12 protein-coding genes are annotated in these 11,570 nt (G+C 69.8%); 5 read left to right on the top strand and 7 right to left on the bottom strand.

The window, feature by feature from the left end:
- Window positions 1-57: 57 nt before the first annotated feature.
- From HEB94_RS13690 to HEB94_RS13680, 3 genes are all read left to right on the top strand, one after another.
- Window positions 58-627, top strand: coding sequence for a methyltransferase domain-containing protein (locus HEB94_RS13690; RefSeq protein WP_192750237.1), 570 nt, complete (start codon window positions 58-60; stop codon window positions 625-627).
- Between the two features lie 5 nt (window positions 628-632).
- The gene (locus HEB94_RS13685) at window positions 633-1,325 is read left to right on the top strand and encodes a class I SAM-dependent methyltransferase (RefSeq protein ID WP_192750236.1); all 693 of its coding nucleotides are present in this window, start codon (window positions 633-635) and stop codon (window positions 1,323-1,325) included.
- A 111-nt stretch (window positions 1,326-1,436) separates the two neighbouring features.
- Complete coding sequence (locus HEB94_RS13680) at window positions 1,437-2,087, top strand: SRPBCC family protein (protein WP_337917660.1); 651 nt, start codon at window positions 1,437-1,439, stop codon at window positions 2,085-2,087.
- Here HEB94_RS13680 and HEB94_RS13675 read toward each other — a convergent pair.
- The 6 genes from HEB94_RS13675 to HEB94_RS13650 form a co-directional block, all read right to left on the bottom strand.
- Window positions 2,057-2,602, bottom strand: a complete 546-nt coding sequence (locus HEB94_RS13675; protein WP_337917659.1) for a GNAT family N-acetyltransferase — start codon at window positions 2,600-2,602, stop codon at window positions 2,057-2,059. The two genes, HEB94_RS13680 and HEB94_RS13675, sit on opposite strands and share 31 nt — an antisense overlap.
- A 72-nt stretch (window positions 2,603-2,674) precedes the next feature.
- Complete coding sequence (locus tag HEB94_RS52425; RefSeq protein WP_202896331.1) at window positions 2,675-4,144, bottom strand: glycoside hydrolase family 130 protein; 1,470 nt, start codon at window positions 4,142-4,144, stop codon at window positions 2,675-2,677.
- Complete coding sequence (locus HEB94_RS13665) at window positions 4,141-5,106, bottom strand: glycosyltransferase (RefSeq protein ID WP_202896330.1); 966 nt, start codon at window positions 5,104-5,106, stop codon at window positions 4,141-4,143. Before HEB94_RS13665 ends, HEB94_RS52425 begins: the two co-directional genes overlap by 4 nt.
- Window positions 5,107-5,141: 35 nt before the next feature.
- Window positions 5,142-6,275: a glycosyltransferase gene (locus HEB94_RS13660; RefSeq protein WP_192750234.1), complete on the bottom strand. Its 1,134-nt coding sequence runs from the start codon at window positions 6,273-6,275 to the stop codon at window positions 5,142-5,144.
- 178 nt (window positions 6,276-6,453) lie between these two features.
- Window positions 6,454-7,401, bottom strand: a complete 948-nt coding sequence (locus HEB94_RS13655; protein WP_202896329.1) for a glycosyltransferase — start codon at window positions 7,399-7,401, stop codon at window positions 6,454-6,456.
- 310 nt (window positions 7,402-7,711) lie between these two features.
- Entirely contained in the window at window positions 7,712-8,215 is a 504-nt protein-coding gene (locus HEB94_RS13650; protein WP_192750232.1) for a winged helix-turn-helix transcriptional regulator, read from the bottom strand.
- A gap of 115 nt (window positions 8,216-8,330) precedes the next feature.
- Here HEB94_RS13650 and HEB94_RS13645 point away from each other — a divergent pair, with 115 nt between their 5' ends.
- On the top strand, window positions 8,331-9,110 hold the full coding sequence (locus HEB94_RS13645; RefSeq protein WP_192750231.1) for a class I SAM-dependent methyltransferase: 780 nt from the start codon (window positions 8,331-8,333) through the stop codon (window positions 9,108-9,110).
- 177 nt (window positions 9,111-9,287) lie between these two features.
- Here the strand turns inward: HEB94_RS13645 and HEB94_RS13640 are convergent, their stop codons facing one another.
- Complete coding sequence (locus tag HEB94_RS13640) at window positions 9,288-9,683, bottom strand: alkaline phosphatase PhoX (protein WP_202896328.1); 396 nt, start codon at window positions 9,681-9,683, stop codon at window positions 9,288-9,290.
- 272 nt (window positions 9,684-9,955) lie between these two features.
- Here HEB94_RS13640 and HEB94_RS13635 point away from each other — a divergent pair, with 272 nt between their 5' ends.
- Window positions 9,956-11,422 carry an HNH endonuclease signature motif containing protein gene (locus HEB94_RS13635; protein ID WP_192750230.1) on the top strand — a complete coding sequence of 489 codons (1,467 nt, stop codon included), beginning with the start codon at window positions 9,956-9,958 and terminating at the stop codon, window positions 11,420-11,422.
- Window positions 11,423-11,570: the final 148 nt, after the last annotated feature.

Raw genomic sequence — 11,570 nt, 5'->3', positions numbered from 1 at the left:
CCCGTGTTGGTCACCGTTGGTCACGGTGGGTCCTACGGTCCCGGTACGATCCGCGACGTGGCCTCGTCGACGTCGCGGCGTCCACCCGAGCGGTTGACCTGGGCGGTCGACACACTCGGAGTCCAGCCGCGCGCGGACGTCCTGGAGGTCGGCTGCGGCCGTGGTGTCGCCGCCGAGCTGATCTGCCGGCGGCTCGACGGCGGGCGGTTGCTGGCCATCGACCGGTCGGCCACGGCCGTCGGCGCGGCCCGCGCCCGCAACGCCGAGGCCGTCTCGGCGGGCAGGGCCCACTTCGTCGTCGCCGCTCTGGCCGACCTCGACCCGCGCCTGACCGACCTCGCGGACGGCTCCTTCGCCGGGACACGCTTCGAGCGGATCCTCGCAGTCAACGTCAACGTGTTCTGGACCGCGACCGCGGAGCCGGAGCTCGCGGTGATCGCGGAGTTGCTCGCACCCGGCGGCGAGCTGCTGTTGGTCTACGACCCACCCGACGCCGCTTCGCTCGCGCGGCTCGAGGCCCGGATCCCCGACCACCTCGAGCGCGCCGGCTACCGCTGCACCCTCACCCGCGCGAGCGTGGGCGCCGGCGCCACACCTGTGTTCGCCGCGGTTGCCGAGGTTGGATAGGTGCCATGACCACGAGACGACGCGACGGGTACGACGGCACCGGGCCCGGACCGATCACCCCCGACGGCTGCGCGGTGGAGCTCTACGAACGTCTTCCCGCCGGCGACGCGCCGGACGTCATCGTGGGCGCGGTGCCCACCGGCGCGCGGATCCTCGAGCTCGGATGCGGTGTCGGCAGGATGACGCGTCCGCTCCTCCGCCGCGGCTTCACGGTGACGGCCGTCGACGAGTCGGCGGAGATGCTGGAGCGGGTCCGTGAGACCCGCACGGTCCACAGCCCGATCGAGACACTCCACCTCGACGAGCGCTTCGACGTCGTCCTGCTGGCGTCGTTCCTCGTCCACGCCGGCCGGGTGGAGGTGCGCCAGGGCATGCTCGACACCTGCCGGCGCCACGTCGCCGACGAGGGCTGCGTCCTGATCCAGCGGGAGGGCGAGGGCTGGCACGACAACCTCCCCAGGGAGTCGTCCGTGGGAGACGGGCTCGCGCGGATCGTCTCCTCCGAGCCGGTCGGTCCCGGGGTCCGTTCGGTCCACGCGGAGTACGTCTTCGCGGACGCGCACTGGACCCAGACGTTCCTGTGCCGCCCGCTGAGCAGGGAGGAGTTCGAGGACGCGCTCGCCCAGGCGGGTCTCACCGTCGACGCCTACCTCACCGACGACCAGACCTGGGTGCGCGCCCTTCCCGTCACCCGCTGAGACCTGCCCGTCCGCGGATTCGTCGCCACGCATTCATCAGCCTTGACCTATATAAGCCGACGATGGCACAGTGACGCACGTCCAACGCCAGCGGTTTCGCGAGGAGCATCGGTGATCAGTGACGTGACGCGGCAGATCGGTGCCGTGCAGCGAGTGACCAGCAGCCGCGAGTACGACGGCAAGCCCGCCCGGGTCGTACGCGCGACCCAGACCTACGACTCCGCCATCGAGGATGTCTGGGACGCCTGCACCAACCCCGAGCGCATTCCGCGCTGGTTCCTCCCGATCTCCGGTGACCTCCGCGTCGGCGGGCGCTACCAACTCGAGGGCAACGCGGGCGGAGAGGTCCTGAGCTGCGAACCACCTCGCTGGCTGGCCGCGACCTGGGAGTTCGGCGGCGGGATGTCCTGGGTCGAGCTCAACCTCGCCGAGACCACCGACGGCGGTACGACGTTCACGCTCGAGCACATCGCCCCCGACGACGACCCTGAGCGGTGGGAGCAGTACGGTCCCGGCGCCGTGGGCGTGGGCTGGGACCTCACCCTGATGGGGCTCAGCGCGCACCTGGCCACCGGAGCGAGCAACGATCCCGCGGCGACCATGGCCTGGACCGTCTCGGAGGAGGCTCGGGAGTTCATGACGCGAAGCAGCGAACTGTGGGCCGACGCCAGCATCGCGGCCGGCGAGGACGAGGCGACCGCGCGAGCCGCGCAGAAGCGCACGACCGACTTCTACACCGCTCCCCCGGCGACCGGCGAGTGACCAGGGCGTGATCCCCCACCCGGTCGCCGCACCATGAAGACGTCGACCGGGTCCTGATCCTCGACGGTGAACCCGTGGCGCTCGTAGAGCCGCTGGGCGGCGCTGCCCTGCAGGACGTTCAGGCGAACCCGGATGCCGTCGGAGTCGGTGCGTGCCAGCAGGCTGCGCAGCACGGCCGATCCGAGGCCCCGGCCGTGCAGGCTCGGCAGGAGATAGAAGTGCTCCAGCCACCACCCGTCCTCCGCCGGGCGCAGGGTGACGGAGCCGGCGAAGGCGCCGTCCACCACGATCACCGACGTGTGAGGGGAGAAGGAGTCTCGCAGCCGCTGCCGGACCCGGTGCCCGTCGAAGCGTCCCAGCCGTTCCAGGTCCGGACGCATCACCGCCGCGCGTAGCTCGGCGATCACCTCGACGTCCGACGGCTCGGCCGGGCGCAGCGACCATTCCATGGGATGGCTCGACTCACTCCCGGGTGCCAGCTGAGCTGGCCGGGTCTCGTCCACCCGCACACTCACGTCCACAGCGGCGAAGTCTCTCAAGGGGCCTGGAGCGCACCTCCGCGCGGGGGTGTCCGCAGGAGACGCACCCTAGACCCGCATCGCGTTCAGGATCGTGTCGAGTGCGACGGTCGCGAAGCCGACCCTGGTGTCGCTCGCGCCGTAGGGCAGCCAGAGGGTCCCGTCGTGCAGCAGCCCGCCGCAGGAGTAGACCACGTTCGGGACGTAGCCCTCGCTGTCCTCCTCGTCCGGGGCGAGCAGGACACCCGGTAGTTGGCCGATGACGCGTTCGGGCTGGTCCAGGTCGAGCAGCAGCGCGCCGATGGCGTACCGGCGCATCGGGCCGACCCCGTGGGTCAGCACCAGCCAGCCGGCGTCGGTCTCCAGCGGCGACCCGCAGTTGCCGACCTGGGTGAGTTCCCAGCCGTGCTGCGGAATGTGCAGGGGAACGGGCTGCTGCCAGCGGTTCTGGACGTCGAGCGTGGTCAGGCCGATCGTCTCCCCGTCGGAGCGGCACAGGGCGAGATGGCGGCCCCGCACCGTACGGGGGAACAGCGCCATCCCCTTGTTCCGGGCCGCCGGACCGCGGACGGGCGTCACCTCGAAGTGCTGCAGGTCCGTCGTACTCAGCATCCGCACGCTGATGTGCCGGCCGTCGTAGGTCGTGTAGGTCGCGTGGTAGGCGGGTTCACCTTCGTCCCCGACGAACCTGACGAATCTCGCGTCCTCCATGCCGTGGCTCTCCACGGCGGTGAGCGGCCACAGGACCCGCTGGGCCAACGGGACGTCGGCGGGGAAACTCACCGCGTAGCTCGCGGCGATGGCCTCGCGCAGCCGCTCCAGGCTGGTGTGCGCGGCCGCGGTGGCGCGCCGGTCGACCGGGACGGCGCCGAGTGCCCGCTCGAAGTCCTCGTCGTCGAAGCGGTCCGGTAGGGCACTCAGCACCTCGGCCGTGATCTCGTCGTGCCAGCCGTCCTCCTCCAGCCCGGCGGCGAACAGGTCGCGCCGGTGCTTGGCGCTGCCGCGGCGGCCGGCGAGCAGCGGGCCGCCACGGTCGGCGACCTCGATCCGCGCTCCCGGACTGAGGACGGCGGTCGCGAAGCCGATCGAGGACAGGTGTCCCTCGCCGATCTGGCGCAGGCTGATCGCCGTCCGAAGCTGCCCCTGCGACAGGTCCGACTGGTCCGGATGCAGCACGATCGACGGGTTGCACAGCGCCGCCGCCTCGACGGCGTACTCCTGACTGAAGTACGCCCCGACCAGCAGGCGCGCGGTGGGTGAGAGCGCGCCGTCGCCGGCGATGCGCTGCCGGACCAGGTCGTAGTGGTGCCGGAACGTCGCCTCCAGGTCGTGGTGGCGGGAACCGAAGCGCTGCAGGGTCTGCTGCAGCAGGTGCCGGGTCTCGTCGTCGTCGAGGCGAACGACGCGTTCGAAGAGGGCGGCGACCCGCTGCCGCACCACCTCGACGCTCTCGCCCGGGACGAATGGTCTGACGATGACGCGGCGCGGGTCGGGGTCCAGGGTCAGGTCGAGCCGGGAGACCATTCCCGGCGTGGTCACGACAGACGCCTGGCGTGCTGCAGGGTGGAGATGAGGGCGAGCGTCGACTCCGCGCCCTGGTTGCGGTTGGGGCCGACCGGTGTCAGGCCGTCGTAGCTGCCGCCGGTGCTGGGATCCCACATCGGCGTACCGGTGTCGTTGTCCCCCATGAACCACGCCGCCGCCTGACTCACCCCGGCCTCCCAGTTCGACTCGCCGGTGACCGCGGCGGCGGTCGCGCAGGCGTCGGCGAAGCTCGCGACCTCGATCGGCTGCTGGTCGTGCCGCACCCGTTCGCCGTCACGGCGGAACCCCGGAGCGGGGATGACCGAGAGCCGGCCGTCGTTGAGTTGGACGTCACGCAGCCACTCGAGCATCCGCAGTCCGGTGCCGAGGAGCCCGCTGTCGCCGCCGAGGTCACCGGCGGCGATGACGACCTCGGCGAGGGCCGCGTTGGCGTAGGTCAGCCGGTCCTCGGGCCACCACCAGTCCCCCGACTCCACCGGCTCGCCGACGGCGGCGGCGCCGTCGGCGAGCAGAGCGGCGGCGGTCTGGTTGTCCGGGTTGGCGCGCAGCACCTCCGCCGCGCCGAGCCCGGCGAAGGCCATCGCCCGCCGCCACGGCGAGCGCTGGGTCGCGCCCAACATGAAGGCGAGCATCGCCTCGTCCCGGATCCAGGACGCCGGACTGTGGGCCGCCGCCGTGCCAAGGCCCCACAGAGCGCGACCCCACCAGTCCCCAAGCCCAGGATCGTCGCTCCAACGGCGATCATGACCGAGCCGGTTGTGGAACGCTCCCTTCTCGTCCTGGGCATGGGTGAGGAAGGTGAGGTAGCACTCGGCGAGCCGCAGCACCGACGGCGGCGGGTCGGGCTCGCGGCTGGTGACCACGAGCCCACGGGCGATGTCGTCGGTGCAGTAGCCGTGCTCCCGGCGGACGATCGCGTGCCGGGCATGCTCGAACAGACCGGTGTCGTCAGTCATCCGGTCCAGGTGAGCGAACGTGGGGGTGGGTGCGCTCACGTCGGTAGTGCCGCCGTCGCGGGCCGGCGCGCGACCAGGAGTTGGTTGGCCAGGGTGTCGTAGCGTTCGGCCACCTCAGGCCAGCGCAGGGTCGAGCCCGTCCAGCGTCCGACCAGCCGGTCCGGGAGGCCGGGCTCGGTGAGGACGCGGCGGATGGCGGCGGCCATGGCGCGCGGGTCCTGGTGAGGCACGAGCAGACCCGACCCGTCGGTGAGCAGTTCGACCGCGTGCGGGAACCTCGTCGCCACGACCGGGATCCTGGCCGCCACCGCCTCGATGAGGACACCCGAGGTGACCTGTTCGCGTGAGTCGTACGGCAGCACCACGACGTCCGCGGACCGGATGAGCCGGGCCAGCGACTCCGCGTCGCGGTAGACGGGGTCGAAGTGCACGGCCTCGCTGATGCCGAGTTCGGCACCGATCCGCCGCAGGCTCTCCCGGTAGGACTCGCCGTGCCGCTCCAGCACCTTCGGGTGGGTCTTGCCGGCGACGGTGTAGGTCGGAGCCGGGTCGAGGTCGCGCAGGTGGGCGAGGGAGCGTAGGGCCCACTCGATGCCCTTGCCCGGCCCGAGCAGCCCCCAGGTGAGCAGGTGGGGCCGCTGCCGCGCGCCGGACGGTACCCGCGCGTAGTTGGCGGCACCGTGCGGAATGACGTGCACCTTCCCGGGGTCGGCGCCGTAGTCGGCCAGCAGCCGGTCATGGGCGGTCTGGGTCATGGTGACGACCGCACCGGCCGCGGCAACGATCCGCTTCAGCAGCACCAACTGCCGGAAGGTCGGGTTGGTCAGCACGCTGTGCAGAACCACGATGCTGGGAATCCGCAGCCGGCGCAGCAGAGGCAGAACGTCCTCGCCGTCCGGTCCGGGGTAGATGCCGTACTCGTGTTGGATCACCGCGACGTCGAAGTTGTCCAGAACCGCGGCTGCTCGCGCCCAGCCGTTGGGCGTGGACGCGGACCAGGTGTGCACCACGTCCTTGCTCGCACGAGTGTCGTCGGCGTCAGTCGTGACGCGCACGATTCCGCCACCCACGCCGTCCACCGTGAGCTGGTTGGCGAGCGCGCTCGTGAAGGTGGCGAGCCCACACTGCGTGGGCGGGTACGTACTGAGGAAGCCAAAGCTGATTGCCATACCGTGCCTTCCGGTCATGCGCCCGCGTGGGCAGGTGTCAACCCACGCGGCGAAATGCAATTCACCGATCGGCGATGATGACCGGTGAAACGAATTTCACAGGGCGCCTTCCTGCAAGATGTCGACCAACCGCGAACCCTGCACCGACCCCGGACGGTCTCATCGCACTCCGAACCTATCAGTGGCCCCGTCGGCCGAGGTCGATATCGCGATAGACAGTCAGGTAGTCCGTCACCATCCGATCCGCGCCGAAGCGCTGCTCCGCTCGGGCCCGACAACCGGCCCGATCAATTGTGTCGATCCGCTCGATCGCCTGCGCCGCCGCAGCGGCATTGCCCACAAGAAATCCTGTCACGCCCTCGTCCACAACTTCGGGCATCGAACCCCGGCGGTATGCCACGACCGGCGTTCCACACGCCATGGATTCGACAACCGAGAGGCCGAACGGCTCGTCGAAGGAGATCGGGTGCAACAAAGCGGCACTACCGCCGAGGATCTCGGCACGTTGTTTGGGTCCGACAGAGCCGAGAAAGGTGACCTGCTCGCCGTCGACGTGTGGGGCGACCCGCTCCATGAAATAACGCTCATCCTGGACGATCCCGCAGATCGTCAGTGGCCGACCGCTGAGCCGGGCGATCTCGATCGCCGCATCGGTGCCCTTGTCCGGATGCACCCGGCCGAACGCGACCAGTCCCGGTCCGCCGGCGGGCGAGAACGGCAATCCGGCCAGGTCGATCCCGTGATGGACGGTGGCGACGTAGTCGAGGTCGTCCGCGCGGTCGGAGTCGGAGATCGAGACGTACGCCGAGTTGGCCCGCGCGTAGGCGGGCAGGATTCCCGGCCCGGAGAACCCGTGGATCGTGGTGACCAGTGGCACCCGACAATGCTCGGCGAACGCGAGGGGTAACCAGTCCAGGTGATTGTGGACGAGATCGAATTCGGCCGACCGACTGAAAGCGTGGGCGACGTGCATCGCCTCCCAGACTCGTCCGTCCATGCCGGGATCTTCGGCATATCCGTGGGGACAAACGCCGTCGAGGTGGGCCGAGGTTTCCGAATCAAGGGTGGCGAACAGTGTCACGTCCAGGCCGCGGGCGACCAGACCTTCGGCGAGCAGGCCGGTCACTTGTTCCCACGGTCCGTAATGGCATGGCGGTGTGCGCCATGCCACTGGACCGAGTAGTGCCACCTTCATCGGACGTCGCGCAGCCGAGGAAAGGGCACAGCCCGGGACGGAAACCGCGTTCGCATGGCGTCAGAATAGTTTCGGACGGACCAAAATCCCGCTCATCCACCAAAGTGGGTGTCATGGCGTCGATTTCCCCGCGCAAACCAGCGGTCCGACGCGGCACCCGACTCGGTCAGGAGGAGTCCGTGAATTCGGGAAAACCTGGTGGTTTGAACGTCGAATTCGCGGCCGCGCCTGCGGCGGCCGGCTACTGCCCGCGGGCCGCGATCAGGGGGCCGATGACCTGCGTACCCGGTCCGACCCGCCCGCCCGGTCCGGGAAGCTGGACGGTGTTGTCGACGGTGAGCGGATCTCCACAGTGTGCGCAGACCTGCACCGGAGTCGTGTCCTGGCCGCAGGCGAGGTGGTGCACGCGGGCCGGTGGGCCGGCGATGCCGGCGTACCACCGGTCGCCCCAGTTCATCAACGCGAGCAGCACCGGATAGAGCTCCTTGCCCTTCTCGGTCGCGAGGTAGTGCTCCCGAGGAGGACGGTCCTGGTAGCGCTCGCGAACGAGCACTCCCTCCTCGACCAGCCGAGTCAGGCGCGCCGCGAGCACCTTGCGGGAGATGTCGAGGTCGCGGGCGAGGTCGTCGAACCGCGTCACCCCGACCAGGACGTCACGCATGATCAGCGCGGTCCAGGCGTCACCGAACAGGTCGGTCGCCCGGGCGATCGAACAGGCCACGTCGGCAAGTCGGGTGCGGGTCATGGAGCGAGCCTAGTTGGGTTCCCCGAGGGAACTTGGCGTGCTAGGTTCCTTCAAGGAACGTACGGCGCGTAGGCGTCACTCGCCCCGCACCCGACGACGGCGACATGGGGGAACCATGGCAACGGCTCCGTTGATCGAGATCGACACCCCGAACGCCGACGCCGTCGACGGCCGCCAGCTCAGGGCGGTCGCCTTCCAGGCGGTTCGGCTGGAGTACGTCGCGGGGGTCCTGCGTCGACGACGGCTCGAACCGTCACGTCTGCGGGCCCTGGTGGTCGGAAGTGGTCGCGGCGACCTGGCGCGCGGACTCGCGGGGCTTGGCCTGCACGTCACCGCCGTCGATCCGTCGCCGGTGGCGACCGGGCTGGCCGCGGCGGCGAGTGAGCGAGCCGGTCTCCCGATCGCGCACGAGACCGCCACGAGTGAGTCACTGCCGTTCCCTGATGGCGCGTTCGACCTCGCCTACTACGCGGACACCTTCGAGATCACCGGCCGCCTCGACCAGGTGCTCGCCGAGGCTGCCCGTGTCGTTCGCGGGGACGGCCTGGTGTTCTACGACACCGTCAACCGCACCTTGCCTGCGCGTCTGACGTACCTCGTCGCCTTCCAGTCGCTGCCGATGACCCGGATCATGCCGCGCGGTCGGTACGCGGCGGCCCGGCTTCGACCACCCGCCGAGCTCGCCGCGCTGATGGTGGCGTACGGACTGCGAAACGAGGACGTCTGCGGGTTCAAGCCCAAGGATCCCCGCAATCTCGTCAAGGCGGTCCTGGCCCGCCGGCGCGGGCGGATCGGTGACCACGAGGTCGCCCCGCTGGTCGACTTCGTGCTCGATCCGGCGGGCACCCCGCTGGTGACCTACCTCGGCCACGCCTCCCGAACCGGCGAAACCTGACCTGACCTGACCTTGAACGGGCCTGATCCCGAACGGACTTGAAGGGCCTGGACGCGACGCCTACGCGTGGCGGTTCGCCGGCTCGACCCACGGGCCGGTGATGGCGAAGACGTGACCTGTTGGCGAACAGCACCGCGCCGTCCGGGCTGAACGTCGGTCCGGTGAACTCGCCGCCGCTCATGTCGTTGCGGGAAGCGGGTAGGCCGTGCTCTGCCTCGTCACGCCGACGAGGTGCTGGATGCCCTCACCGTCCTCGGCGGGGATGACGCCACCGTAGGGGGAGACCGTGATGTTGTCCGGACCGTCGTAGTTCTTCGTGTCCACGTCCGGGTCGGGGTTCACACCGAAGATGGTCCTCAGCTGGATCATCTCGGTGCCGGGGTCGTAGAACCACACCTGACCGTCGTGCTCGTGGACGCTGCCGTCGGACTCACGAGCGAAGCTCGCGACGAAGTACGCGCCACCGTCGCTCCACCAGGCGCCCTCGAGCTTGTGGCTGAAGGTGACTTCGTCCGGGGCGAACTGCTTGCGCACCGACGTCGTCTTCGTCTCCCGGTCGGGCCGGGCGGACATCTCGGTCAGCCAGCTGCCGACCTAGGGCGCCTGGTCCGTGGCGGCTCGCCGCGTCGTTCGGACGGGTGCGCTGTCGCATGGGTGCACTGTCGGATGAGCTCGTGGATGCAAGGTTGCCTTGACGTCGACCGGCATCTAGCTCCTGCCGTCGGTGGAGCTCCGCTACCTGAGTGCATTCGGACAAGAAATTGTTCGAAATCTTCTTGGCTGCGCGGCTCGGATCGGCTTGTTTACAAGGGGTTGTTGTCGGTGGTCGGGTCTAGGGTTTGGTCATGGACACCGACACCACCTCCACTCATCCGCTTGGTGCGGTGGTTGATGGTGTCCGCGACTGTCTCGACGAGGCGGCGTCGTGTCCACTCTGGTCACTCCCGGATGCCGAGTTGGGTCCGATACTCGCGGCGCTCACAAAGGAGCGGGCGCGTCTGGACGCCCTGATACTGGACCTGGTGCGACAAGCCGATGTGAACGCCGTGCACACCGGCACGGGTGCGGCGAGCTCGGCGGTGTGGGTCCGCCAGCAGACCCGGATGAGCCGGTCCGAAGCCGGTGGCGCGGTGAAGCTGGCGAAGGCTCTCGACGTCACCCTGCACACCACGAAGCAGGCACTGGCTGAGGGAAGAGTCTCGTTGCGGCATGCGCAGGAAATCCACCTGGCCATGGGGAAACTCCCCGCCGATATCGACGCTGAGGTGAAGGCCCAGGGCGAGGCCGCGTTGGTGGGGCAGGCTGAAGCGTTCGACCCGCAGGAGCTGCGGGCGTTGGGGGAACGGTTGTACCAGGTGGTGGCCCCTGAGGACGCCGACCGGCGGATCGGTGAACAGTTGGCGCGGGAGGAGCGGAAAGCCGCGGCGAGCAGGACCGTCTACTTCGGCACCGCCGGACCAGGTGTGGGTACGGTGACGATGCGGTTCGAACGCGCCTACATGACCCAGTTGCACGGCATGCTCGACGCCCTCGCGAAACCACGCCCCGGCCCGCACGGCAGGGACACCCGCCCCTACGACCGGCGCCTGGCCGACGCCGCCATCGAATGGATCGGGCTCGCCCAAGCCGCCGGCAACGCACCCACCCGGGGTGGGACGAGGCCGCGCCTCACCGCCACGGTCCCCTTCGAGTTTCTACGTGGCCTGTACGGGCACGGCGTCATCCACACCACCCTCCAAGCCACCGCATCCCTCAACCCCACCAGCCCCGAGACCAGCTGTGGGGACAGCGCGGGCGGCTGCGGCGAGCACGACTCCGGGTGCGGAGAGCACGCGGTCGGCTGCGAGGGCTGCGTCACCGGGTGCGGGGACGCAGAAGACGGTGACGGTCCGAAGGTCGGAGCGTTCGGGAAGGTGCCGGGTGGGATCGCGGTATCGGCGCGGTGGCTGCGGATGCTCGCCTGCGACGCCGAGATCCTCCCCGCCGTGTTAGGCAGCGACGGATCCATCCTCGACCTCGGTACCGGAACACGACTCTTCACCAGCAACCAACGCCACGCCATCGGCGAACGCGACGGACACCACTGCAACTTCCCCGACTGCCAAGCACCCGAAAAATGGTGCCACGCCCATCACCTCATCCACTGGGCAGACGGCGGGCCCACCGATGTCAGAAACGGGGTACTCCTCTGCCCCACCCACCACCACCTGATCCACCACGACAACTGGCAGGTCAGGATGAGCAACCACGGCCACCCCGAATACATCCCACCCCCATGGACCAACCCGAGACAACACCCCCTCCGCCGCTGAACACCGCAAGCGCGCCCCCGCGCCTCCCCGCGCGGAGGGCGCGCGGAGGCGCGCGCCCCAGAGCACCCGCCCGCGCGACGCGCAGCGGCAGGCTGACCGAGGCGGGCCGAACCGTGGCAACACACACCGACGCTCAGACCCGCCTCGT

Source organism: Actinopolymorpha pittospori, assembly GCF_014873875.1.
GTDB classification, from domain to species: domain Bacteria; phylum Actinomycetota; class Actinomycetes; order Propionibacteriales; family Actinopolymorphaceae; genus Actinopolymorpha; species Actinopolymorpha pittospori.
The sequence above is the reverse complement of the archived record's forward strand: the minus strand, read 5'-3'. Positions and strand labels throughout refer to the sequence as shown.